Below are 26,624 nucleotides of genomic sequence, written 5' to 3'. Positions count from 1 at the left end.
CTAGAAATGAGTAAAAAAATTTATTTTATATCAAAGAAAAAACCTTCTTCTTTTGATTTAAAATATTGATTTTTATTAAATTGGAATAAATTAGCTGGTCTTCCTCTACCCTCAGATACTTTTTCGTCTAATTCTTTTAAAATACCAAAACCAAGTATTTTTTTTCTAAAATTTCTGCGGTCTATTTCCTTTTCTAGAATAGTCATATACAGTTTTTCTAAATCTGAAAACAGAAATTTATTTTCTAGTAAATCAAAACCTATAGGCTCATAGGTTAATTTATTTTGCAGTCTTTTCTTTGCTTTTTTTAGGATTTTAGCATGATCAAAAGCCAATTCGGGAAGATCTTGTACATCAAACCAAGCGACATCCTTGGCATCGGTATCTGCTTTTATATCATGATGTTCTGGTTTAACCAATGCAAAATACGTTATGCTAACCACTCTATTTCTGGGATCTCGACCAAGATCCCCAAAAGAGTATAGTTGCTCTAAATAATCTACAGTAACATTAGTTTCTTCTTTTAACTCCCGCTCTACTGCTTGCTCCAGATTTTCATTTTCCAAAACTAAACCACCAGGTAATGCCCAAGAATCTTTATAGGGATCTATATTTCTCCTTATCAGCAATACATTAAGAATTTTGTCTTTGTATCCAAAGACTACAGCATCTACAGCAACTTTAATATTTTGGCGTATCATATACGCAAAATTAGGGATTTAACTTAAAACTTAATAGCGCATTTTTATAAGTTTTTCCTAAATATCTCAAAGAAGTAATCTTTGTATAAAGTTTGTTTATTAAAAATGCGCCAACATACTCAAAGCTGAAGTGTTTTTAATCCCTCATTAATAGTCTAAGTATTTAAAAAAATAAAAGATTATAGGATTTTGATTATATTTCCCAAAATACGCAGTCATCATGCGTAGTTTCCTTTTTTATTTATAAAAAGTGCGATGTATGTCATTTTTACTTTCTATATCTTTAGTTTCTGGTGGATATAGAGCTTTGCTCATGGCATTTACATAGATAGAACCCCACTTTAATAATATTCTGGTGATCCATGGGGTTTTTCTTTTCATTTCTCCTTTTGTAATAGTAAAGTGAGTTTTCATAATAGATTAATTTATTTAGTTACACATTGTTTTAAATACTATGATAAACACAGATAGATAAAATAGAGACAAGAATGAGATTCGAACTCATAAAAAGCGGTTTTGCAAACCGTTGCCTTCACCATTCAGCCATCTTGTCTTTGGGATACGATAGAATATTTTTTCGTAAAAGAGCATAAAAAAAGACGCCTTGTTCGGGCGTCTTTTTTATATCTTGTAAATAAGTTATGTTCTTATCTTCATTCTTTTTATAAAATAGACACCTATTATATTAATAACAGAACAATATCTTCCTTGCTTGGTTAAAAGGCGGGTTACTATGTGTTCTGAATTATTAGGTATCATTTTTATATGCTTTATATTAGTACAATCCTAGTTATTGTTTTGCTTTGATTGCAGGGCAAAGATCAAAACTTTTTTTAAATATCCAAACTATTTTTAATTTTATTTCACTGAAAATCAATTACTTATGATTAAAAATTAAATATAGGAATCCCTGTCCGTTTTATAACAGATTTTGGATTTTTTGGCAATCGTCTGTGTTTCTGATGCTTAGTTTCCAAATATTATTTTATATGTATTTATTAACTTTTATACATTCATTTAAAAAAAATCATAAAAAAAGCGTCCAATTTATTGGACGCTCATGGTTATATCTAGTTTTTGTATTAAATCACATTATATATGAGATCAAAAATAGCTACACAACGCCCTGTTTCGAATGGATACCTCGGTAATCCATCGATAATCGCATTTACAAAAAAGCGATTTAGGTGTTATATGTATTCTATTCTGTGTCATTTTGTTATGCAAATATGGGTAGTTTTTTTAGATATTCTCCAAATTATTTTAAAAATTGAAATCATTTTTTGTTCTTAACAACCTTTTTTTAGAGAAGTTAAGTATGTTTTCATTTCTTTGTCTCTTTTTTTCCAAAGTGATTTTTTTGCCAATCCTCTGTCATTATATGTGATCTTTCTGTTAGAATTACCTTTTAATAATTCATCTATTACTCCACTACTCTTTTAATAGAATCATTACGTTAGAGTTCATAGAAATAAATATATGGTGTTACAACACTATTAACTATTTTATTTGTTGGAGTTTTCAATATAGTTGAATTTTATTTTTTCTTTGTTTCTTTAGCAGTAGATTTTGATGTAGCATCCGTTGATTTTTTCTTAGACATTTTACTTTTAATCCTTTCTTTTTCTTCTTTTATCTCTTCAATAAACAGATTGTTATAGGTATTCTCTTTTGCTAATTTTAAATATTTTAACGCCTTTTTATATTTCTTTTTTTGCTCAAACAAAAGACCTTTTTTAACATATAATATCGCTTTATCTGTTCCTTTTACGGTTAATGCAAATTCTATTAATTTTTCAGCTTCTTTATAATCTTCATTCCAAAGTAATACATTAATGTATTTTGGATACACATCTATTGCATATATATCCTCAGCCAAAGCTTGTTGAAAATACTCTTTTGCAGTTTCATAATTCTTTAAATTCTCTGCATATATCTGCCCCAAAAGACTTAATGCTGTTGGGTTTCTTTGATCATAAGACAATGCATAGTTTAAAGACTCTACGGTCTCTTCCAGATTATATGGGTATGCATCTAAAGCTTGAAATAAATATTTGTCTAATAAATTACTCATTTCTTATTTTTTTAATTCGTTTTGTAACTCTTTTTTCAACTGATTTCGTTTATTTTTAAAGGTTTTTACCTTCTTTTCTTTCTTAAAATCCGTTCCTTTAAATATTCTAATTGGGTTTCCTCGTTGTACATTAAGATGGTTCTCCCATTGATCGGATAAAGATTGCTTTAATTTTTCTAATTGTACTTCTAATACTCTATCTTTTAATCGCTCTATTGCTATTTTTCGATTTTGGTGTTGCGAACGACTATCCATCGCTACTACACTCGTATCTGTAGGTCGATGTATTGCTCGAACTGCCGAATTTACTTTGTTTACATTCTGCCCACCTGGTCCAGAACTTCGCATAGTTTGAAATGTAATATCCGATTCCTTTAATTTTTCCAGATGCAGTACATCTAACTCATAAACCCCTATAAACCAATTTTTCCGCTTATGGTATTTACGAAAAGTAGAAGTTCCTATCCATTGTACAGTACCTATCCAGGATTTTAAAAATAATTCTATTTCTTTTCCTTCTAGTGTAACCGTAGCAGATTGTAATGTGCCATTTTCTGTACCTTGTATTCTTTGGATTATGGTATAGGATAATCCTGCTTGTTGGACTTCTTCTAAAAAGTATTTAAGCATTTGGGCAACGACCCAGCAACATTCTGCCGGGCCTCTGCCTGCTGTTATTTGTATAATTTTTTGATTCATTACTTATTCTTTAGTTTTAAGATTAATTTTAATAATTCATCTCTATTTTTTTTATCCTTTATAAATTGCGGTAATTTATCCACTAGCATCATTCCATAATTTTCTTTACTGCGTTGTCTTTGCTTTGCCGAAATAAAATCTTCTAGATATATTAAATGCTCTTCATTTACTGCCCAAAACATTTCTCCTTTAAATCTTTCGCTAAACCAGTACGTAAATTCTATATTTTCTCCTTTAAACTTCCAATCATATACTGACTCAACTTTTGGAGTGTAACAAATTCTTTCTTTACAGTCGTTGCAAGTCACCTCTATTTCTTTTTTAATCTTAGAAGTAGGGAGCGATCTATAGTTTATAACGGCTGGACAAAAAGGACAATTTCTATCTACGCTATATATAAATTTCTTCATTTCCTTTACTTCTGCATGACAATTATTACATCTGAATTCGTAGTGATCACGGTAGCTTCTATAATCTTCAAATTTTCTATGTAACGAAGCCTTTTCATTGCAATTTGGACAATGAACATTTATGATATCTTTGAAAGCGGTTAGGCTTTTTATGGTTGATCTAAATCTATTTGTTTCCATTTTTTATATTTTTTTTTGCGTTAGGGATTGAAGCGGCATCCTTTTGTATGTTCCTTTTTTTGGAAGGAGCATACAAAAGATATAGCCGAAAGCCCGACCCGTAGGGTAACGCCCAAATTATACTACTTATCCATTCGAACAATTTTAGGAGTAAATGTTCCTATAGTTTCTACCAATTCTTGCTGATTTGCCATTACTTTTTCAATATTTTTATAGGCCATTGGTGCTTCGTCAATTCCGCCTCCAATAAGGGTAACTTCATGCGTCTTCAATTCTTTTTTGATTTCACTTTGGGTAAACTTTTCTTTGCACTTTCTACGAGAATGTAAACGACCTGCTCCATGGGATGCAGATTGCAAACTTTTTATATTACCTAATCCTCTTACAATAAACCCGGGGGCAGTCATAGATCCCGGTATAATACCTAGTTCTCCTTTGGCTGCAGGAGTTGCTCCTTTTCTGTGTACAATACATTCTTCTCCATTTACCTCTTGTTTCCAAGCAAAATTATGATGGTTTTCAATTTTTGCTACAGGTTTTGATCCAAGTAATTTTGCTATTCTGGCATGTATATCATCATGACATGCTTGTGCATAATCTCCTGCCAAATTCATTGCTAACCAATATTCTTGCCCGTCATGGGTATTTAGATCCAACCAAGCTAATTGTTGCACATGTTTAGGTAATGGACACTGTTTCGTTGCCAAATACGTATAATGTTTTGCAATATTAGCTCCCAGACCTCTTGACCCGCTATGCGACAATACGCCTATGTACTCTCCTGTAGGTAATTTCCATTCGTTATCGATATCTGTAATGTTGACCACTCCAAATTCGACAAAATGATTTCCTCCGCCAGAAGTACCCAACTGCTTATAGGCTTTGTCTTTCAGTTTTTTGACCAGAGGAATAGTTTTGAATTCATCTCGTTCAAAGATTTCGTGATCATGCTTAATCTTATGAGTCTCATACATTCCGAATTTGGTATGTTCGGATAATATATTCACTAACTGGTGCTTTTTTCCTTTAAGGTAGGATATTTTTATAGGGTATATTGTTAAACACATCCTACAACCTATGTCTACTCCTACTCCATAAGGAATTACTGCATTTTTTGTAGCGAGTACTCCTCCTATTGGCATACCATATCCAGTATGTGCATCTGGCATTAAGGCGCCAGCTACTGCCACTGGTAATTTTAAGGAATCAAACAATTGATATTTGGCTTGCTCCTCAATTTCATTTTCGCCATAAATATGAAAAGGTGATCTTATTGTTTTTAAAACCTGTTTCTTAACTTCTACAGGTTTTAATAAACTCTCTGCTATTTTGCCCCAAACACTATCTCCTTGATATGCTTCTGGATCTAGTAAAACTTTTTTAGCTTCTGTTAATATATGTTCTTTTTTAATTTTCTTTTGATATCTATTAACCTGACTCAAAGTCACATTAATACTATTGTTTTTAGGAAAGCCTAATTTTATTAAGTCTTTTCCTCTTAATTTATTTCCCATTGGTATGATTTAATGTTTGTCAGTTTTGAGAAATACAATGTATGTTTCTCTGTTTGACATTTTTTTGATATGTGTTTCGGGAAATTTGGCTTTGACAAGCTCAGCCTGACAGGTTTTTAAAAAGTTTACTCTGGCAGCGTTCCACAAGCTCAACCTGAAAGATATTCAATAAATTAAGTACGAAATATTTAAGCTGGTTTAGCCTGAAAAATTGAATGTACAATATGTATAAAATACGACCTAACTGATGTAACAAAGTGTAAAACAAAAAAATCCGAAACGTTATGGCTTCAGACTTCTTTTCATATAATAAAGATTATTATTATTTAGTAGTGAAGGAAGTCCCGAAGCATTCTCATAGCAGAACCTGGTTCTTTTAGAGAATCGCAAAATATATTTATAAAGATCATTTTACTTCGGTATTAAGGGTTATTTATTATTTTTATGCAATTCGTTAATTGCGATGCAAATATACATCTGTTTTTCAAATAAACAAATTAATTAAAATCACAAAGATCTGTTTTTTAGATAGTTAAATTTAAAAATATGCATAATTATCCCTGTCCGTTAATTAACGGATATCTGCTGATTTAGTAATTAATTGAAATTAGGTTGCTTAACTTTCAAATACTATTTTATTATACAGGGATAGTTTATGAAAAAATGACATAAAAAAAACGTCCAATTTCTTGGACGCTCTATTGTTTTATATCTTTTCAATGGTTTTATACCTAATATTCTTGATTTGAAAACAGCTTTACAGCGTCCTTTTTATGTACAAGTGGTAATAACATAGGCTTAAAACTTTTTTTATTCTTAATTTAAGATGCAAATATGGTATAAATATCTTATTCTTTCCAGTTTTTTTATAAAAAATGGTTTACACTTTTTTCCATTCGCTATATAGATTAAAAAATCTTTTCTTTTTTACCATGTTAATTAATATATAAACTAATACAATAAAAAAGAATGAATGTTCATTTTTATTATTTTTACACCAGAATTTAATGCTATGTCCAAATTATTAAAAAGCCAAATTAAGAGGGATGCTCTGGTAAAAGCAACTATAAACCTCGTAAATAACAACGGATTTCATGCTGCACCTATGTCGAAAATAGCCAAAATGGCTAATGTATCTCCAGCTACTATTTACTTGTATTTTGAAAGTAAACAAGATCTTATTAATCAAGTATATATAGAGGTTAAAGCAGCTTTTACTAACTATGCTTTTGAGACGTATAGTCCTGATTTATGTGTTGCAACTGGTTTTGAAATCGTTTGGAAACGTATTGCTGATTTTAAATTAAAAGAAACCGATGAAGCTTTGTTTTTATGTCAGTGCGATCATAGTCCTATGATAGACGAAACCAGTAGACAAAAAGGCTTAAAGCACCTGCAACCCCTACTCGATTTATGGCAACGAGGTAAAGATAAAGGTATAATAAAGGATTTATCTCCTTTTTTACTATATGCATATACGATAAGTCCTTTATCATTTTTAATGACCATGCAACAACGAGGTATATTTCAATTAAATGAAGATCATATAGAGGAAGCTTTTCAGGCTGCATGGAACAGTATTAAGGTATAAAATAAACATATAAATAATTATTAAAAAATTAAAAAATGGAACTATTAGATAAATTAAAATGGAGATATGCTGCAAAAGCAATGAATGGTAAAAAAGTAGCACAAGATAAAATAGAACGAATTATTGAAGCAGCAAGATTAGCTCCTACATCTAGCGGTTTACAACCTTTTGAAATTATTGTTATAACAAATAGTGGGATTAAAGAAAAAATTAGACCTGTTGCATGGAACCAATCTGTAATAACCGATTGTTCTCATTTGTTAGTTTTTGCAGCTTGGGATACCTATACTGAAGAGCGTATTAATAAAATGTTTGATCTTACTAATGAAATTAGAGGTTTTGAAAATGAAGGATGGGAAAACTATAGACAACAATTACTAGGATCCTATCCTCAAAAAGATCCTGAAGTGAATTTTAATCACGCGGCAAAACAAGCATATATTGCTTTTTCACAATCTATTGCAGCTGCTGCTTTTGAAGGCGTAGACTCCACTCCTCTTGAAGGTTTTGATCCAGATGCAGTAGACGAGATATTAGGGTTAAGAGCTAAAGGTTTAAGAAGTGCTGTTTTATTACCTTTAGGATATAGAGATGAAAAAGAGGACTGGTTGGTAAATTTAGTTAAAGTAAGAAAAAGTACAGAGGATCTTGTAACAGTTATAGAATAGAACTTTAAATCTCATACGGAGAGTTTTAGTTTTCCAAAGCATATTTAGAAAATTTGCTCTGATGTTGTTAATTGAAAAAAAGAATAAAAGAAAAAGCTATGAATAATTTTGAATTAAAAAACCCAACCAAAATCATTTTTGGAAAAGATACCATTAAAAAATTGAGTACCGAAATACCTGAAAAAGCTAAAGTATTACTTTTATATGGTGGTGGAAGTATTAAAAAAAATGGAATCTATGAACAAGTAAAAACAGCTTTATCGAATGTTGAAGTTGTAGAATTTGGAGGAATTCCTGCAAACCCAGAATATGCTATTTTAATGGATGCATTACAAATCATTAAAGAGCAAGATATTACATTTTTATTAGCAGTTGGTGGTGGCTCTGTTATTGATGGAACCAAGTTTTTATCTTCTGCAGCTTTATACAAAGGAGATACTCCTTGGGATATTTTAACGAGCAATACTCCCACTAAAAAAGGAATGCCATTTGGAACCGTTTTAACTCTGCCGGCAACAGGATCAGAAATGAACTCTGGTGCCGTAATTACTCGTAAAGAAACAAAAGAAAAACTAGCAATGGGAGGAGTTGGGCTTTTTCCTGTATTTTCTATACTGGACCCCTTGGTAATACAATCTATCCCTAAAAGACAGCTTGTTAATGGTATAACCGATGCTTTTACACATGTATTAGAACAATATATGACGTATCCATCTGGTGCTTATCTGCAAGATCGCTTTGCAGAAAGTATTTTACAAACATTAATTCAGATTGCTCCAAAGGTAATAGAAGATCCAACAAACTACACAGAAGCTTCTAATTTTATGTGGTGTTGTACCATGGCGTTAAATGGATTAATCCAAAAAGGAGTGCCTACAGATTGGGCTGTTCATGCAATAGGTCATGAATTAACAGCTCTTTATGGTATTGATCATGCCAGAACACTGGCGATTATTGCACCAAGTCATTATACATACAATTTTGAAGCTAAAAAAGAAAAATTAGCGCAATATGCTGAACGTGTTTGGAATATAACGGAAGGAACGATAGAGGAAAAAGCTCATATAGCTATAGAAAAAACAGAAACTTTTTTTAATGAATTAGGTATTGATACAAAACTATCCAAATATACCAATAATTATAAAGGTACTGCAGAGCTAATATCAAAACGTTTTACAGAGCGTGGTTGGCTTGGTCTGGGCGAACATAAAAACCTAGCACCCAACGATGTTGAAAAAATCGTAACTATGGCTTATTAATTTGTAATACGATTTACGGATGATAATTGCGTATAAATAATTGCAAAGGTTTTTCGCTAGATTGATGAATCAAATTAAAGAATAGTCATAGCTATTGTTTCATTTTATGAAGAAAATATAGTAGAAAAAGAATGCGATTATATGCGAGATTTTTATTCGTAAATCGTATAATATTAAAAAAAAGACATAGAAAATAAAAAAGCCTATCCAAATTTGGATAGGCTTGATACAAAGTTTTAAGCGTATATGTTAGATAACTTTTACGTCTACTGCGTTTAATCCTTTTTTACCTTCTGTAAGATCAAATTCAACCTCATCACCTTCACGAACTTCATCTATTAATCCAGAAATGTGAACAAAATACTCTTTGTTTGAACCTTCTTCTGTAATAAAACCGAAACCTTTGGCATCGTTGAAGAATTTTACTGTTCCTTTACTCATTTTAAATAATTTTAATTTTAATAATTACTATTAGGTATTCAAATATGATGCCAGAAGTTAGATGATTCTATTATTTATGTTTTAAAGAATAGTAATTCGTACTTTCTTTTTCTTTAACCTACTATTGTTTAACTTTTCTACAAGCTCTTGAGCATTGTCCAGTGGGATCGCAACAAAGGCACAATCTTGTTTTAACTCTATGACACCCAATTGTTCTTTAGTTATATTTCCTTGTTTAAAAAACAAACCTGCTATATCTCCTTTAGATATTTTATCTTTTCTTCCACCAGAAATAAATAAAGTCTCCCAGTATTGTGGTGTACGTGTCATCTTTGTCGTGATATCTGCCAAATCTGTCTCAGGAATAAAATCCCGTAAAGATTCTTCTTCCCATTTTAATATATAAGCTGTTCCTTTTTCATTTACTCTGGCAGTTCTACCATTTCTGTGTGTAAATTCTTCTTTAGAATACGGAAGCTGATAATGGATAATAAATTTTAACTCGGGAATATCAATTCCTCTTGCTGCCAAATCTGTAGCGAGTAGTATTTGGTGTGTTCCATTTCTAAATTTAATCAAAGAACGCTCTCTATCTTTTTGTTCCATATCACCATGAAAAGTACCATGGTTAATTCTATTACGATCTAAAAAAGAACTCACCTCCTGAATATCTTTTTTAAAATTACAAAATACGATACCAGGAGCATTACCTATATGGTTTAGAACCTTTAATAAACTTCCTAATTTATCTTTTGTAGGAGAAATTACAGTTTTGTATACCAGTTTAGAGGTTCCTTCTTTTACATAATTTATAATCGTTGGTTGCTCTAATTTTACAAATCCAGGCACACTAACTCCTTGTGTTGCCGAAGTTAATATACGTTTAGATAAATTTGGAAGTAAATATATTATATTCTTCATTTCTTCTTCAAAACCTACTTCTAAAGATTTATCAAACTCATCTAGTACTAACGTTTTTATATTGGTTGTAGAAAATCGTTCTTGTCTTAGATGATCTGCTACTCTACCAGGAGTGCCAATAAGAATAGCTGGCGTATGCTTTAATTCTATTTTATCTTTTGATGTTGCTCTACCGCCATAAACAGCATTTATTTTATACCCAGATCCCATATTACGAGCCACTTGTTCAATCTGTATTGCAAGTTCTCTAGAGGGCACTAAAATTAATACCTGAATCTCATTACAATCAGCATCTAAAAGATCTATGATTGGTAATAAAAATGCCAAAGTTTTCCCTGTACCTGTAGGAGAAAGTAAAATAACATTTGACTTATTTTTTATTACAGGAATAGCCTCCTCTTGCATAGGATTTAACTCATGAATATTAAGTTTTTGAAGAATTTCTGCTTGTGATCTGATTGTATTGGCCATAAGTTGTGTTTTAACAAACTAACGTTTTCTTCTTTTAGGTATTTGTTTTTCTTCTGTGGAAAGAATACTTTTTTTGTTCTGTTCTAAATGATTCGCTAAAATCTTATCCATCAATTCCTCTTTGGTAAGATGATGAAAGATGGTATATATTTTATCTTTTAATTCTGAAGAAACCTCTCTGTTAGGTTTTGTTTTAAATACTTTTTTTGCCCACAATAATGTATTGTTATCTTCAATACTTTGCGTATCTGCTTTTTGATATTTATGAAACGATATTCCTAATTCATTTTCGAAATCAGCTATTTCATATTCTTCTTCTTTTTGCACTACGGTTAAAGATAACCCTTTTGCTCCTGCTCTAGCTGTTCTTCCACTTCTATGTACATAGGTTTCATAAAGATCGGGTAAATGATAATTTACTACGTATGCGATATCTTTTACATCAATACCTCTGGCTGCCAGATCTGTTGCCACTAATATTTTAATATGGCCTTCTCTAAACTGCTCCATAATTCTATCTCGAATAGGTTGCGATAAACTACCATGAAGCGCTCCTGAAGAAAATTTATGAATGGCTAAGTTTTTTGCTAATTTATTTACTGCAGCTTTTGTTTTGCAAAAAATAATACCTTGTTTCCCTTCATGTAATGTTAAAAAATGCATTAAAACATCTAACTTTTCGATAGGCTCGACTACCACATACTGATGGTCAATTCCTTGATGGCCGACTGTTTCCATTTCAGACTCTACATGCACTACATGCTTTGACATGTAATTCTGGATCAGTTGCTTAATAGTACCTGGCATTGTGGCAGTAAACAAAATAGTTCTTCTCTTTTTAGGGAGTTCTTTTACAATTTCATCTAAACCATCTTTTAGTGAAGTCACCATTTCGTCTGCTTCATCTAACACCAAATATTGTGCATCTTTAATAGAAATGGCTTTTCTTTTTATTAAATCTATTAAGCGTCCCGGGGTTGCTACAACAATATGAGTTGTCTTAGTTAAAAGCTCTATTTGTGGTTTAATAGGTGTTCCTCCACAAATAGAAGCAATAGATATTTCTGGTGTATATATAGCAAAAGACAACAGGTTAGTATAAATTTGTTGCCCTAACTCTCTTGTTGGAGCAACAATAACTACCTGAATCGAAGTTTTTTCTCTATCAATTAATTGCAATAACGGCAATCCAAAAGCAGCCGTTTTACCAGTTCCTGTTTTTGCCAAACCAACAAAATCTTCTTTCTGATGTAATAAAATCGGGATAGCCTTTCTTTGAATATCTGTTGGTATACTAATATTTAGATCGGCTAATGCTTTTTGTATAGGCGTTGCAATACCTAGTTCTGAAAAATGTTTCGACATAAGATAATTTTGGCAAAAATGAATGCTCTTTTACAATACAAGAACTAAAAAAAAGGATAAGTTAAACCTATGCTTCCTGCAGTGTCTTTTTTGATTTTCTGTATAAATAAGAATTAAAAATATTTCTTTTAGCAAATCTATTTAATTTGTCAGAATTCACCATTTTAATGTAAACATTTTTCGGAACACCAAAATATTCATACGTATTTCCATCTAAAAACGAAATTTCTAACAACATACCTTTATGATGATAATCTGCAATACCAGATTCTGAAGTAGTAATAATATATTCTTCTAGATTTGCAGCTTTAGTTTCTGGAGCAATACTAACTAAAAAATGATACCCATCTATTATTTGTCTGCTTTTTATTTCTGCTGCTTCTTTTTGTGGATCTCCATCTTGAAATTTATCAGGATGCCATTCTTTTACTAAATCTCTATAGCTTTTTTTTAGAATTTTAAGATCGATTTCTTTTTCTACAGAAAATAACTTTTTATACTCTTTTATGCGCTTCATAATTAGGGTTTTTTATTGCAGGCGCGAAACTACATCTTTTTATTGTAACACACTTGTTTTTAAGCATAAATGGTATGTTAATAGTATAAATAGAAGTAATTTGAGGTATCTATAGTGTTTACTTCTTGTTTTTTAATGCTAAAACATTTCCAAAAATAATAAGCGCCATCCCGATAAAAGCATATATATCTGGAGAATACCCTTCAAAAATAGTAGAAATAGTTAATGCTATTACAGGAATTATAACTATCGTATACGCTGCTTTACTTGCTCCAACCCTGCCAATTAAGGTAAGGTATCCTGTAAATGCAATAATAGATCCAAAAATAGTTAAATATCCTAATGAAAAAAGATAAGAGACAGAGGTATCTATAGTAATCTGTTTACCTGTAAGTATTGCTATAAGTAGCATAGCAATAGACCCATAAACCATTCCAAAACCATTGGTTTGAATAACAGGAAGCTTAAACTTACGTTGGTTGTGTGACGAGGTTATGTTTCCTAAAGATGCAAAAGTAATAGAAGCAATACAAAATAACAATCCTTTAATCTGATCCTGAGTAAAATCAATTCTTCTAAATTCAGATTGGTAAATTAAAATGGTTCCAAGAAGACCAAAAACTGCTCCAATAATAATATTTTTTTTGATTTTATCTCCTAAAAACAAAGCTCCAAAAAATATATTTAAAAAAATTAATGTGGAGAATGCTACTGCAACCAGCCCACTACTTAAATATAGTTCTGAAATGTATACCAACCAATAATTAGTACCAAACAATAATATGCCTTGTAATGCAATAAAAAAATGCTGCTCTTTTGTAAAGGATAAAGGGAGTTTTCTGACCTTAGAATATCCTAGTAATAAAATACCTGCTAATCCAAATCTGTATGACACAGAAACTATTGGATCTACCGTACCAAGTTGGTATTTAATAATATACCATGTAGACCCCCAGATTAAAGCAGGGATAATAAATAATAAATGGTTGGATTTAAACACAGATTTGATAGTTCTTTAAATATTTTTTTTGAAAACAAATGCTAAAATAAAGTTTTCTATCTCAATATTAGAGATATAAAATTTATATATTCAAGTCTTTTAAATTCTGCAACTTTTAGTGTTAGAATATTATGATTTATTTGATAGTCGATTAGAATGTACTTTTTTGAAATCATTATTATATTCCGCAATGATTTTCTTTCCATTCATCTTACCAGTTGGTTTTAATTATGTGGATCGTATTCAATTATGACTGCAGGATCGACCTTCTATCTTATTTAATGCTAGAAGTGTATCTGACTTACAGTTTGTTCCGACATTTTGCACTCAACCATCATAATCGGGCAACATTAAAAACCTTAAAAGTCTATTGCTTTGCATTAGGGGTTTAACAAAATTTCTGTTTCGTAGGCAATTGCACGTAGAGTAGAGCCTGATAGCTTTATCGTGCTATTTTTACTTTGGTTTCAATTAGTTTTTAATTAAAATTAAAATCCTTAATAGGTGAAGAAATATCTACTAAAGCTCCGTTTGGGTCTTTGAGCAATAATCTTCTTTGTCCATAAAAAGTGTCGATAGGTTCGTTGATGATTTCAAATTTTTCCGATTCTGCAATTTTAAATATTTCATCCACATTATCCACTACAAATGTAACATAAAATCCTTGCGGATTATTCTGAAAGCCGTTCGGCACGATCTCATTTGTTCGTTCAATTATTCCTAATTCCAGTTTTTTGTCCTTCGAGATTAAATGAACAAACCAATCACTATCATAATCTACGTTGAAGTCGAACAGTTTTGTATAAAAATCTCGACTTTTCGCTAAATTATCCGAACAGATATTCGTCATTATTCTATTTATTTTCTTCATATCTACTTTTTTATTTCAATTTTTGAATGTTTTGTATAAACTTATTTCATGACAAGACATTATAAGGCTAAGTGTTATAATTAGATATTTGTGCTTGTTGTACAAGTTAAAAAAATACAAGATAAACTGAACTCGATTAGTTTCTTTTAGTTTTATCTTAAAATATACTGGGGTTATATCCATTCTGATTTAATGCCCATATCATTTAATTCATTAAGAACATTTTCCTTTGCATAGCATAATATGGCCTTTTTTAGATTAGGAAAGTGTTTTGCATCTTTTGCATTTTCAATATCCCAATAGCCTTCCCAACCTTCTCCAAATCGTAGAAGTTGCATATAAATTTCATTTCCGCCATCTTGATAGATTTCAGTTATTTCTGTTGCAAATTTTTTAGGTATGGGTAAATCCTTGAAGTATTGAGTTACCTCTGGTATTGGTTCATAACCTTCTTTCTCAAGATCAATATCTCTTTTAGTATACCATATAACAAATTCAAATAGGTCAAATTTGGGTTCTAAGATTTCTTTGGTATACATCAATTCCTGAATGATAGATAACTTAAAACCAAAATCTGAAAATTCAATCAGTTCTTCATTTACCTCCTTAATTGTATACTTATCTTTTGGTATTTTTTGAATTGATACGCCTTTAAAAGCAGCTATTTCAATTGCTTCCATATTGTTTTTATCAGAATCGAACCAAACACTTATATTATTTAGAACTAAAGCTCCATTTGAATCTCCGTCAAAAAGCTTAACCCTCTTGTCTTTATTGGTTTTATAATAGGTTATAACTTCTTCATTATCAAAATAAAATTGTCCCTTAAAAATATCTTTGGAACTAAAATCAAAATCCCCTTTTTTCAACTCCAATAACAAACTCTCTACAACTTGACCATTTTTTGAATACGCTAATATTCCTAAATCATCCCAAGTGTAAATTATGTTATGTTTTTTCTTTACTGTTCTTTTATTAGCTAACAGTATTTTATCTAAAACCTCAATTTCAATTGGAAAATTTAAAGAAGTATCATTAATAGTAAAATTATTTTGGGATATATCTAATTTAATCATAGTCATCTTGGTGAATTAGCTACAAAAATGAAACACCTCTAATCAGGTATATTTTTCTTATATTACTTACAAATCTAGCAGATTTTTAATAGATGTCAAATTGTTTGTTAATCCAATTACATGTAATTGTGTACTTTAACAAATACTACCTAGTATTGTTAATGGATTCCGTTTTGCAACGGAATGACAAAAAGAGACGCACTTTAATAAACAATACTCTTTTGCTTGATGTTAAATGCCTATTTATGTACTGTACGTGGTCATTTGTTTGATGTAAACACATATTTGTGTATTACACTACTACCCTTTCTAATTAATTGTATCGATTACACTACCGCAGGTTAGCATAGCTTCGCCAAAATATGGGTTGCGTATTTCTTTTTCGGTACTTATCCAAACTGCGCCTTTATTGGTATTTGCCATTGGGCATTTTTGTATATAAAAAGTTGTTTCTAAGTTATTAAATCCAGAGATGAGTTTTACTATATTTTCATTAAGGGTAACGAAATAGGCTCTTTGATCTTCCAACGCTTCCTTTTTTGTTATATTTTCTAACATATCCCAGCTTTTTATAAAAAGCTCTTTTTCCATCTTACCTAAATCTGAAGCGTTACTCTTTTTAAGTATTGCAAGCATTGTTTTTGCAAAAACAGTAACCTGTTTATTATCAGATTGTATTAATGCATCTTTCATTTTTAAATACGGTACAAGTGCGGGCAAAAACTCTTGTTGAAAAGATTTGGATACTGTTATATCTACATGATTTTCATGCCTTTTCACTATGTCCTCTCCTTTTTTGTTCATCATTGATTTTTTACCTTGCAGTTGCGCTGCCGCATCTACGGTAAAAACTCCATTGGTTACTATTTCGTCCCCATTATTAAGTCCATTAAGTATGGTATAGGTATCTCCTGTAGTATTCTCCAACACTACTTCTCTCATTTCAAAAATAGGTGTATTAGGATCGGTTTTTACATATACAACAGATCGTTTACCTGTCCACAATACTGCACTGGATGGGACTATGATATTTTTTGTTGTTGTTTCTGTTCGAGTAACTTTGCCGACTACAAACATTCCTGGTTTAAACATCTGATCTTTATTATTAAGCACGGCTCTTATAGTAGTGGTTCTGGAGTTTGTATTTAGAATAGGGTCTATAAACGAAATCGTGGTTTCGATTTGTTTATTAGGATAAGCATTGGTAGAAATGGTAATTTTTTGCCCTTTTTTTAATTGCGATATTTGGTTTTCATACCCATCAAATTCTGCCCACACTGTGGTAAGGTTACTTACTTTTAATATAGGCTGTCCTTGTTTTATATAATCTCCTTCTGCACTCATAACCTCGGCAACGGTACCAGAAACTGTAGCGTATACAGGAAATTTTTCCTGAATTCTGCTAGAAGATTCTATTGCTTTTATTTGTTTTTCAGATAGTTTCCATAATTTTAACTTATTTCGAACGGCTCTGTATAATTGTGGTTGCGATTCTTTTAAAGAAGAAGCCGTAATTAATTCTTGTTGTGCCGCTATAAGGTCTGGAGAATATATAGTAGCTAATTTTTGTCCTTTTTTTACTTCCTGCCCTTTATAATTAATACTTAATTTTTCTATTCTACCATTAAAATAACTTGCCTGTATTGCATTTTTTTCTTCGTTTTCATTAATTTTTCCAGAAAGTGTAATTATATTTTGGCTATCGCTTTGGTTCTCCCCTACTATTGTGGTTTGTATGTTTGCCAAAGCCATGGCATTCTCGGTCATTTTAAACTGATCTGCAGCCAGACCTTCAGCACTAGTTTCTGCTGGGATCAAATCCATACCACAAATAGGGCAATCTCCTGGTTCTTCCTGCATAATTTGAGGATGCATAGAGCAGGTCCACATTACCTTAGTAATTTCTTCTTGTGGATGGTTTTGTTTTTCTTGTTGTACAGAAGCATTATTGGTTCCGAAAATAAAATATCCTGCTAACAGCCCTATAATAAGGGCTATTCCTATATAAATACCATTTTTATTCATATTATTTTCTTTTCTTAATTTTTCTAAGGGTTGGAGAGGATACAAACCATAATGTAAATCCACTTAAAACAGTTATTAACCCTAATAGAGAAAATAACCTTAGAACGGTTGTATTAAAATTATCTCTTCCTTCATAATCCATAGTGTGCGTCATCCATAAAAAGTCAAACCATCGCCAAGATCGATGGCGTACCCGCTGAAAAGCTCCGTCTGTTATAGATATATATGCTTTTACAGCATCTGGATGTGTATAGGATACTACATAAGCAGGTAGTGGTCTTCCTCTGTATTCATGATGTTTGCCAACTTCATTTATTTTTTCTATGCTTTTTACTTCTAGTTCAGGCAGCATATTTTTTTCTGCTATTTTTAAAGCTTCAGCCTTTGTGATCTCATTTTTAGGTTTCCCCGTTCTGGCATCAAAAAGCTGTTCTTTATTTACCAAATAATACGGATTATCTGCTATTTCCTGTAGCTGTAAGGATTGTATAGGACTATCTAAATCTAATAATGCTGGACTTATTAGATTTTTAGACGATATAGTAGATACATTTTCCTTTTTAAATTGGTCTCCATGAATCTCATCAATGTCTGTCCAACTAAAATACAAGCCACTAATTGTCCACATTAAAAATTGAATCCCTAAAAAAAGTCCTAAATATCGATGTGTTTTTCTTATACGTATTGCTGTCTGTCTTTTTACCATTTTTTAAAAAAGTTGCGTTAACATAGTAATTGCCATAATAATCATTATGGTATTTTCTATAAAGGTAGCCTGCGTCATTGGTAACTTAAGTGCCGTACCCAGACAGGCACATTGTATTGATTTTTTATCCATTAATGTTTTTGTAACACCAATAGTAGTGATCCCAAGAATAATTATAGTGGCTATAAGTGCTGTAATTATCTGAAATCTCATTAAAAAGAGCAAACCTAGAGCTATTTCTAAAAAAGGATATATCCAACCATATAGAGGGATTACCTTTGCTAAAGGGTCATACATTCTAAACGAATCGGGAAATCCTTTAAGGTCTAAAATCTTAAAAAAGCTGAATACTATATAAAACAACCCCATAAAGTCTAACATTGCATCGTTTATATTCCAATCCCTATAATTTAATAAAACACTGGTAATTGTTATATATCCAAATATGATAAATAATGGTTGTAATTCTTGTATTTTAGTTTTTTGTGGTGTTATAGATTTTTTATCTAGAACAGACGTATCAAAAATGTTTTTCTTTTCTGAAATTACATATTTATCTGGTAAAGATTGCTGTAATTGCGATAAAGAAACAGGTGATTGTAGATCCAAAGATGCCTCTGCTTTTTCTAAATCCACCAATACGTTTGTAACTCCTTTTATAGCGCTTAATTTTTTTTCAACACTATCTTTGCAACCATTGCATGTCATTCCTGATATTATATATGTCTGTCTCATAATTTTATATTTTTAACCCACATTGTGGAATTTAATTTTCCGAGGCTTACATCGAAAACAAAATATATTTTCGGAAGTATACCTCTTGAGCTTGCTCCGAGATTATGGATTACAAAACTAGAGTATTCCTTACATTTTTGTTTTTACAATATTGGTTTGTATTTATATAATTTTGTCCAGAGATTGTCGATCCCATAATCGTATTTTTTTTATAGTCACTCATAGACATTCCTGTAATGGATTTAAACTGCTTTGCTAAATGACTTCCACTTTTATAATCTAAGGAATAGGCAATATCCGAAAAACTTAAATTCCCCATTTGTACCAGTTCTTTAGCTTTTTCTATTTTAAGAAGAATATAATACTTCTCGATAGTAATATCTTGGCTGTTACTAAATAACTTACTTATAGTGGAGTATTCTTTATTTATATGTTTTGAATTGGATTTACTATTCTTAGATAATTCATTTATTAAATACGATTTTACTTGCTCTACAAGAATAGTGGACTCGCTATTTATGATTTCGAAACCATTACGGGTAACGATTTCTTGTAGTATTTTATAATTTTTGGTTTGTGTTTCATCAAAAACAATCTCGTCTAGCTTTACTGTTTTAACAGGAATTTCAGCATGCCGAAATTCCTGTTGCAATACGTTTTTGCATCTATCACAGACCATATTTTTTATAAAAATACTTTTCACTTTTTTATAGTCTCTGTAACCGATCCGCATTTTAACATACGATCTCCAAAATATGGGTTTCTGATTTCTTTTTCTTTAGATAACCAATATGCCCCTTTGTTATCAAATGCCATAGGACAATGTTGTTTGTATATTTCGCCAGTGGTCATGGTTTCTTTTACTATGGTTTCTATTAATAAAGATACTGTAGAAAAAGCTTTTCGTTGATCTTCAATATTATCTGTATTAATTATTATTTCTGCAGCTTTTTTAAGAGCAATACTAGGTAATACTTTAACTAATTCTTCTGCCGATTTTTTTGCTTTTTTAGAATCACTTTTTACCAAAGCGGTTTTAATATCTATATAATGTTTAAAAGCCTCGGTTGCTTTAGAGTTTCTAAATTCAGCCGTTATTGCGCTATTTTTATTGGTGTTAGATTCTTCTTTTTTAAGAGTAACTTCTGAAGATTTTTTTTCTTCAACTTTGTTATTGTTTTCTTTACATGAAATTATAGTCATGGTAACAAATACTACTACTATTATTTTTAAGTGTATTCTAAAGTTTTTCATTGTTTTGGTGTTTAATATTTAGTTTTTTAATTTGTTAAATAATTATGTATTGCCGCTTGTATATAAAATAACTGTATACTCTCTATTTGTTGGGTTTTAAATTTAAGTTGTAATTCCTGAATATCTAAAATATCATTAAAATTAACCGTTCCTGTTTCATAATTCTTTATTAAAATTTGTTCTGCATTCTTAGTTTGTATTAAATTTTCTTGCTGGGTTTTAAATTGAATCTTAGCTATGTTCATAGTAGATATCGCTTTAGCTAAAAGTACTTTTAATTGGTTATGTTTTTCGTTTTTTTCTGCTTCAATTTCTTGTTGACGGAGCTCATTTTGGCGAGTTTTAGAATTATATTTTTTGTTAAATACAGGTATCGAAACAAATACCATTGGCATGATGATATCTTTACCATTATCGCTCATCATAACATCTGATCTTTGAGATACAGGAACATAATCTAATCCAAATCCTATTTGCGGGGCTCTTTCTTTTTGATTAAGTAGTTCAGATTGTTGTATGCTTTCATACAATTTATCATATTTAAGTAATTCTGGATTAAGAGATAGATCTTCCTCATCAATTCTAAAATTTGTTACTGGCAAATTCATTTCTGTTGGTAATACTATCTCTAGATTAGATTTTCGATTTAAAAAGCTATTAAATACTGCTACTTCTGAAAGGTATTCTTGTTCTAAAATTTCCTTTTTTTGTTTCAATTCATTTTGCCGTATTTGTAATTTTAATACATCTACAGCAGAGGCTTTTCCTACTTCAACAGATGTTAATGCCAATTTTTCATAAGTTTTTAAAAGCCCTATATTATCTTCTAGTATTTTTTGTTTTTTATACAAAGAAAACAATTGGTAAAAAGAGGTAGAAACCGAAAGGGCTAATTTTCGCTTAAGAATAGTAATATCTACATATTCTGTTTCTGCAATACTTGTTACATAATTTTTTCTTGCAGTAATGGTTCCAAACCATGGTAGCATTTGTTGCACAGAAAACTTTGCTCGTTGTGCTCCTGTTCGTGTTTCGGGTTCACTCACAAAATAACCTGCACTAAACTGGGTATTGGGTATATTACTTACTTCATTAGTTTTTTCATTAGCAATAGCATACCGCAATTCAAAAGCTTGTATTTGAGGGTTGTTTTGTTCTGCCTCTTTAATATAGGATTCTAATTGTTGGGCATAGGAAAAATGAAAAAAGAATAATAGAAAAATGAAGGTTAATGCTTTTTTGTAGTGAAAAGATATAAGTGAATAGTTATAAGCGGAAAATGAAACACGAATAGTAAAAAGAGAAGAGTTAAAAATACTTTTTAAATAAAAAGTACCTTTTAGTTTATTTATAATAAATGAGAGAATAGAAATTGTAATTTGTACCGTTTCTTTTTCTTTTAGTTTTTCTGTATTATTTATAATCCCTTTCATATTACAATCTTGATTTTGTAGTTTTGATTGAACTTACTAGCATTGCTATTAATTCTTTGCAGTCTGATGTCATTAGATTCTTCAAATCGATATAATCTGTATCCTTTAATAAATCAATCCAATACAGTGTTTCATTAGCCTCTTTTAAAGAAACACTCATTTTATTAATAAAGTCTTTTTTACTTTGCGCAAATTCAGCTTCTCTAATTAAAGTACCTATTGCGGTTCCACTTCGTATTAATTGCTTACTCATTACATATTCTTTTTTCTCTCCAATAAGAGATTGAAAAACTTTAACGATTTGTATAGCAAATGGATAACTTTTAAGTTTTAAAATACTTTCTGGCATAATTCAATTTTTCACTCTACACTTTTCACTTTCAACTTAAACTCTTCTCTCCAACTATAAAGTACGGGGACAATAAAATAAGAGGTAATATCTATCACCATTCCTCCAAAAATTGGTATAGCCATAGGTATCATAATATCACTTCCTTTTCCGGTAGATGTTAGTACTGGCAGGAGCGCTAAAATTGTGGTTACTGTTGTCATTAAACAAGGTCGGATTCTTTTACTTGCCGCTTCAAGAGCTACATGCCTGATATCTTTTTTGTTAGCAGGTTTTTCAAGATTAAAAGATTGAGTAAGGTATGTTGCCATCACCACTCCATCATCTGTAGCAATACCAAATAATGCTATAAAACCTACCCAGACTGCTACACTTAGATTTATTGTTTTCATATGAAACAAATCCCGCATATTCTCGCCAAACAAGTTAAAATTGAAGAACCAATCTTGTCCATATAACCAAATCATAATAAATCCCCCTGCAAAGGCTACCGCGATTCCTGTAAATACCATCAGGGATGTAGAAACCGATTTAAATTGAAAATACAAAATCAAGAAAATAATAGCCAGCGCCAGAGGTACTACAACAGAAAGTGTTTTTTCTGCTCTTATCTGATTTTCATAAGTACCAGTAAATTGATAGCTAATACCTTTTGGTACACGTAGTTCTCCTGTTTTGATTTTCTGTTGGATTAATTCCTGAGCATTTTCGACTACATTTACCTCGGCAAAACCGTCTAGCTTATCAAAAAGCACATAGCCAACTAAAAAAGTATCTTCGCTTTTTATGACTTGTGCTCCTTGTTCATATCGAATATCTACTAATTCGCCTAGCGGAACGGGACTACCTTTTTCTACAGGGATATAGATTTTCTTTAAGTCTTCTGGATTCCCTCGTAACTCTCTCGGGTAACGTACACGCACATCATAACGCTCCCTTCCTTCAACCGTTTGTGTGAGTGGCATACCTCCTACTGCTATCTCTAATACTTCCTGAACATCTATAATCGAGATACCGTATCTTGCCAATTGCTCTCTATTGATATCCATCAACAAATAAGGTTTGCCAACAATACGATCTGCAAAAACGGCTTGTTCTTTAACGCCTTCTGCTTGTTTTAGTATGGATTCTAATTGCAGTCCAAAAGCTTCAATTTGCTTTAAATCCTGCCCTTTTACTTTAATCCCCATTGGAGCGCGCATCCCTGTTTGAAGCATTACCAGTCTGGTTTCGATAGGCTGTAATTTTGGTGCTGATGTAACCCCAGGAAGTTTTGTAACTTTTACGATTTCATCCCAGATATCCTCAGGATTTTTTATTTCTGGTCGCCAGTTTCTGTAGTAATCTCCATTTCTATCTTCAATTAATTGCTCTCTATGGATATGAAACGGGTCTCTTAGTTTTGAAGCTTCATAATTCTTATTTTTTGAAAAGGCATTGTTATTTGGATTATTAGTAAGTTTTCCATCTGTATTCACAAAAAGCCCATCTTCATTTACTTTATACCGTTGTTTTTTACCTTTGGTATTGTGCATATACTCAGGTTTATACTGAATCATATTTTCGTACATCGATAGCGGTGCCGGATCTAATGCTGATTCTGTTCTTCCTGATTTCCCTACTACAGTTTCAATTTCAGGAATCGTTGCCACTGCCATATCTAATTGTTGCAGCACGCGTTTATTTTCTTGAACACCAGCATGAGGGAGCGATGTAGGCATTAAAAGAAACGAACCTTCATTAAGAGATGGCATAAATTCTTTTCCTGTGTTTTTGTAAATAAGACCTCCACAAATAAGCACAGTTAACGGAATTAGGATAAACAACAGTTTATTTGCCAGCGCCCATTGTAAAATACGTTCATAAAATCTTCTGAAAATGGTAAATATTCCTAAAATCCCAAAGCATATAATCGATACAAAAATAAGATTGATGGCAATACTTCTATCAAAGCCAAGAGGTCGCCAATATTGGGCAAGCAAAAATATAATGGCGATGGAAGAAATAATAATATTTATTATGTTTTGATTCCCTTTAAAGTGAAAAGCAAAAACAGATAAGTCGTATGCTTTGCCTTCTCGTTTTACAAATAAGATTCCTGTAATCCCGAAAGCGACAAGAATAGATCCTAACCAATATCCATAAAAAATTGCAACAATTCCTGATAGAATTAAAATCACATTCAATATATATTTTGAAAGCGCTTTTATTTGTGTTTTTTTAAATAAGTAGGCTGCAAATGGTGGGATTAAAAATAAAGCAATAATTAGTGATGCCGAAAGTGCCATCGTTTTTGTAAATGCCAAGGGTCTAAACAACTTGCCTTCTGCTCCTATCATTGTAAATACCGGAACAAAACTAATAATGGTTGTTAATACGGCAGTTAATATAGCACCAGAAACTTCGGCGGTTGCATTGTAGATAATTTCATTAGTAGAATAAGGTTCTCCACTCTGGTTGAGACGTAATTTTTCATCGTCCAGATGTCGTATCATATTTTCGGCTAGGATAACACCTACATCAACCATTGTACCAATAGCAATAGCTATACCCGAAAGTGCAACAATATTTGCATCTACATTAAATAACTTCATAGCTATAAAAACCATTAATACGGCAACTGGTAATAAGCCCGAAATTAAAATAGATGCTCTAAGATTAAATACCATTATGATAATTACTAAAATAGTAATCAGGATTTCTAAAGTAAGCGCTTCATTGAGTGTATCTAGGGTTTCTTCAATAAGCTCTGTACGATCATAAAACGGTATTATAGTAAGTTGAGAAGTACGCCCGTCTACTAATACTTTTGATGGTAGTCCATCTTTAAGTTCTTCTATTTTTGCCTTCACATTTGTAATGACTTCCATAGGGTTTGCACCATAACGAGCTACAACCACTCCCCCAACAACTTCGGCTCCTTCTTTGTCCAGAATACCTCTCCTGGCGGCAGGTCCCAATGTAACTATAGCGATATCCTTAATACGTAAGGAAGTAAAATTTTTGGAAGTTACTACAGCGTTTTCAATATCTGCTACAGATTTTATATATCCTAATCCTCGTACTAAATATTCTGCTTGATTGATTTCTAATGTCTGCGCCCCAATATCTTGATTACTTTCTTTAACTGCTTTTACAACTTGTCCAAGAGATACATTGTATTGTCGCATTTTTTCAGGATCTACATCTACTTGATATTCTTGCACATAACCACCTATAGATGCTACTTCTGAAACACCTTTTGACGAGGATAATGAATATTTAACGTAATAATCTTGTATGCTACGTAATTCTTGTAAATCCCACCCTCCTGTAACATTTCTATCTTTGTCTCTTCCTTCTAGAGTATACCAAAAAATTTGACCTAATGCAGTAGCATCTGGTCCTAATGCTGGAGTTACATTGTTTGGTAAAACCCCGTTTGGTAAAGAGTTTAATTTTTCAAGAATACGACTTCGACTCCAGTAAAACTCTATATCTTCTTCAAAAATGATATAAATACTAGAAAACCCAAACATGGAAGAGCTTCTAATCGTTTTAACACCTGGCATACCTAAAAGTGCTGTTGTTAAAGGATAGGTTATTTGATTTTCAATATCTTGCGGCGATTTCCCTTGCCATTTGGTAAAAACAATTTGTTGATTTTCGCCTATATCAGGAATAGCATCTACAGCTACAGGGTTACTCGGCAATATTCCTGTTTTCCAATCAAATGGTGCGTTTACAATCCCCCATCCTATAAAAAGGATAAGTATCAAAAACGCTACAAGTTTGTTTTCTATAAGAAATTTAATGCTTCTATTTAGCATATGAATCTGATTATTAAATATTTTAGAAAATAAGTGTTCTTAGGCTACTAACAACAACTTTTACCCAATGATCATGGGTCTAAAAATTAAATAATAAATCAAATAAGAAAGGATTCGTTTACTGCATATATATTTCTGACAAAAAACGGAGGAGGAAATTCTACAAAAGAAAAGATGTTATCTTCTAAATCTATAAAAGGATTTATAAAAGAAAAATAATAAGAAGTTATAAAAATTTGTTGTTGTAAAGTAATTTTGTCTAGTGAAATTTTTAATTCATCTTGACCTTCTATACTAACCTGCTTATCGGTGCAACAACTTTTTTTAATTATATCGCAAGAACTTGATTTAGAAACAGAATTCTCCATTCCACAAGATTTTGCTTTTTTAAATACCGCTACATCTACTAAAGTGTTACCACAATAATGCATATCTAAAGTAAATGACATGGTAGAGAATACCACTACCAACGCCATTATAACAGACCATATTTTGTGAATAACACTTTTCATATACAAAACAAATTTACAAAAAATAGATATACTACGTTTTGTT

At 31.3% G+C, this 26,624-nt stretch carries 25 protein-coding genes and 1 tRNA gene; 3 read left to right on the top strand and 23 right to left on the bottom strand.

From position 1 onward, the window contains the following. Window positions 1–20 precede the first annotated feature (20 nt). From H527_RS0111525 to H527_RS0111495, 7 genes are all read right to left on the bottom strand, one after another. On the bottom strand, window positions 21–701 hold the full coding sequence (locus H527_RS0111525) for an NUDIX hydrolase (protein ID WP_035087978.1): 681 nt from the start codon (window positions 699–701) through the stop codon (window positions 21–23). 237 nt (window positions 702–938) lie between these two features. Further along, window positions 939–1,115, bottom strand: a complete 177-nt coding sequence (locus tag H527_RS23965) for a hypothetical protein (RefSeq protein WP_155837874.1) — start codon at window positions 1,113–1,115, stop codon at window positions 939–941. Between the two features lie 66 nt (window positions 1,116–1,181). Next, window positions 1,182–1,254: transfer RNA gene (locus H527_RS0111515), tRNA-Cys, on the bottom strand. Between the two features lie 984 nt (window positions 1,255–2,238). Then, complete coding sequence (locus H527_RS0111510) at window positions 2,239–2,775, bottom strand: tetratricopeptide repeat protein (protein ID WP_027412862.1); 537 nt, start codon at window positions 2,773–2,775, stop codon at window positions 2,239–2,241. Window positions 2,776–2,778: 3 nt separating this feature from the next. Continuing rightward, the gene (gene prfH / locus H527_RS0111505) at window positions 2,779–3,474 is read right to left on the bottom strand and encodes a peptide chain release factor H (RefSeq protein WP_027412861.1); all 696 of its coding nucleotides are present in this window, start codon (window positions 3,472–3,474) and stop codon (window positions 2,779–2,781) included. Next, a complete protein-coding gene (locus H527_RS23150) occupies window positions 3,474–3,884 on the bottom strand; it encodes a hypothetical protein (protein WP_155837873.1) in 411 nt (136 codons plus the stop codon). Before H527_RS23150 ends, prfH begins: the two co-directional genes overlap by 1 nt. A 302-nt stretch (window positions 3,885–4,186) precedes the next feature. Further along, window positions 4,187–5,578: an RtcB family protein gene (locus H527_RS0111495; protein WP_027412859.1), complete on the bottom strand. Its 1,392-nt coding sequence runs from the start codon at window positions 5,576–5,578 to the stop codon at window positions 4,187–4,189. A 1,012-nt stretch (window positions 5,579–6,590) separates the two neighbouring features. Between H527_RS0111495 and H527_RS0111490 the strand changes: the two genes are divergently transcribed. The 3 genes from H527_RS0111490 to H527_RS0111480 all read left to right on the top strand — a co-directional run bounded on the left by H527_RS0111490 (window position 6,591) and on the right by H527_RS0111480 (window position 9,096). Continuing rightward, complete coding sequence (locus H527_RS0111490) at window positions 6,591–7,169, top strand: TetR/AcrR family transcriptional regulator (protein ID WP_027412858.1); 579 nt, start codon at window positions 6,591–6,593, stop codon at window positions 7,167–7,169. A gap of 35 nt (window positions 7,170–7,204) precedes the next feature. Next, window positions 7,205–7,837, top strand: a complete 633-nt coding sequence (locus tag H527_RS0111485) for an NAD(P)H-dependent oxidoreductase (protein WP_027412857.1) — start codon at window positions 7,205–7,207, stop codon at window positions 7,835–7,837. Window positions 7,838–7,935: 98 nt separating this feature from the next. Next, window positions 7,936–9,096 (top strand): iron-containing alcohol dehydrogenase, encoded by a 1,161-nt coding sequence (locus H527_RS0111480; RefSeq protein WP_027412856.1) that lies wholly within the window; start codon window positions 7,936–7,938, stop codon window positions 9,094–9,096. Window positions 9,097–9,345: 249 nt separating this feature from the next. Here the strand turns inward: H527_RS0111480 and H527_RS0111475 are convergent, their stop codons facing one another. The 16 genes from H527_RS0111475 to H527_RS0111400 all read right to left on the bottom strand — a co-directional run bounded on the left by H527_RS0111475 (window position 9,346) and on the right by H527_RS0111400 (window position 26,581). Beyond that, window positions 9,346–9,537 (bottom strand): cold-shock protein, encoded by a 192-nt coding sequence (locus tag H527_RS0111475; protein WP_027412855.1) that lies wholly within the window; start codon window positions 9,535–9,537, stop codon window positions 9,346–9,348. Window positions 9,538–9,618: 81 nt separating this feature from the next. After that, on the bottom strand, window positions 9,619–10,929 hold the full coding sequence (locus H527_RS0111470; RefSeq protein ID WP_027412854.1) for a DEAD/DEAH box helicase: 1,311 nt from the start codon (window positions 10,927–10,929) through the stop codon (window positions 9,619–9,621). A gap of 18 nt (window positions 10,930–10,947) precedes the next feature. Continuing rightward, entirely contained in the window at window positions 10,948–12,294 is a 1,347-nt protein-coding gene (locus tag H527_RS0111465) for a DEAD/DEAH box helicase (protein ID WP_027412853.1), read from the bottom strand. A gap of 67 nt (window positions 12,295–12,361) precedes the next feature. Beyond that, window positions 12,362–12,811, bottom strand: a complete 450-nt coding sequence (locus H527_RS0111460) for a KTSC domain-containing protein (protein WP_027412852.1) — start codon at window positions 12,809–12,811, stop codon at window positions 12,362–12,364. A gap of 118 nt (window positions 12,812–12,929) precedes the next feature. Beyond that, window positions 12,930–13,811, bottom strand: coding sequence for a DMT family transporter (locus H527_RS0111455; protein WP_035087974.1), 882 nt, complete (start codon window positions 13,809–13,811; stop codon window positions 12,930–12,932). A gap of 478 nt (window positions 13,812–14,289) precedes the next feature. After that, the gene (locus H527_RS0111450) at window positions 14,290–14,661 is read right to left on the bottom strand and encodes a VOC family protein (protein ID WP_211235732.1); all 372 of its coding nucleotides are present in this window, start codon (window positions 14,659–14,661) and stop codon (window positions 14,290–14,292) included. Between the two features lie 194 nt (window positions 14,662–14,855). Next, window positions 14,856–15,758 carry a DUF6892 domain-containing protein gene (locus H527_RS0111445; RefSeq protein ID WP_027412849.1) on the bottom strand — a complete coding sequence of 301 codons (903 nt, stop codon included), beginning with the start codon at window positions 15,756–15,758 and terminating at the stop codon, window positions 14,856–14,858. A gap of 309 nt (window positions 15,759–16,067) precedes the next feature. Next, window positions 16,068–17,783: an efflux RND transporter periplasmic adaptor subunit gene (locus tag H527_RS0111440; protein ID WP_027412848.1), complete on the bottom strand. Its 1,716-nt coding sequence runs from the start codon at window positions 17,781–17,783 to the stop codon at window positions 16,068–16,070. A gap of 1 nt (window position 17,784) precedes the next feature. Continuing rightward, the gene (locus H527_RS0111435; RefSeq protein WP_027412847.1) at window positions 17,785–18,489 is read right to left on the bottom strand and encodes a PepSY domain-containing protein; all 705 of its coding nucleotides are present in this window, start codon (window positions 18,487–18,489) and stop codon (window positions 17,785–17,787) included. A 3-nt stretch (window positions 18,490–18,492) separates the two neighbouring features. After that, window positions 18,493–19,224: a heavy-metal-associated domain-containing protein gene (locus H527_RS0111430; RefSeq protein WP_027412846.1), complete on the bottom strand. Its 732-nt coding sequence runs from the start codon at window positions 19,222–19,224 to the stop codon at window positions 18,493–18,495. 109 nt (window positions 19,225–19,333) lie between these two features. Continuing rightward, entirely contained in the window at window positions 19,334–19,876 is a 543-nt protein-coding gene (locus H527_RS21920; protein ID WP_248601258.1) for a helix-turn-helix domain-containing protein, read from the bottom strand. 47 nt (window positions 19,877–19,923) lie between these two features. Further along, a complete protein-coding gene (locus H527_RS21915) occupies window positions 19,924–20,478 on the bottom strand; it encodes a DUF3347 domain-containing protein (protein WP_081414599.1) in 555 nt (184 codons plus the stop codon). Window positions 20,479–20,504: 26 nt separating this feature from the next. Continuing rightward, window positions 20,505–21,911 (bottom strand): TolC family protein, encoded by a 1,407-nt coding sequence (locus H527_RS0111415; RefSeq protein ID WP_081414598.1) that lies wholly within the window; start codon window positions 21,909–21,911, stop codon window positions 20,505–20,507. Window position 21,912: 1 nt separating this feature from the next. Further along, entirely contained in the window at window positions 21,913–22,260 is a 348-nt protein-coding gene (locus H527_RS0111410) for a four helix bundle protein (RefSeq protein WP_035087966.1), read from the bottom strand. An 11-nt stretch (window positions 22,261–22,271) separates the two neighbouring features. Beyond that, window positions 22,272–26,069 carry an efflux RND transporter permease subunit gene (locus tag H527_RS0111405; RefSeq protein ID WP_027412843.1) on the bottom strand — a complete coding sequence of 1,266 codons (3,798 nt, stop codon included), beginning with the start codon at window positions 26,067–26,069 and terminating at the stop codon, window positions 22,272–22,274. Window positions 26,070–26,167: 98 nt separating this feature from the next. After that, window positions 26,168–26,581: an HYC_CC_PP family protein gene (locus H527_RS0111400; protein ID WP_027412842.1), complete on the bottom strand. Its 414-nt coding sequence runs from the start codon at window positions 26,579–26,581 to the stop codon at window positions 26,168–26,170. Between the last annotated feature and the right edge of the window lie 43 nt (window positions 26,582–26,624).

It is taken from the genome of Aquimarina muelleri DSM 19832 (genome assembly GCF_000430665.1).
GTDB classification, from domain to species: Bacteria; Bacteroidota; Bacteroidia; order Flavobacteriales; family Flavobacteriaceae; genus Aquimarina; species Aquimarina muelleri.
This window is presented reverse-complemented; position numbering and strand designations above follow the sequence as displayed.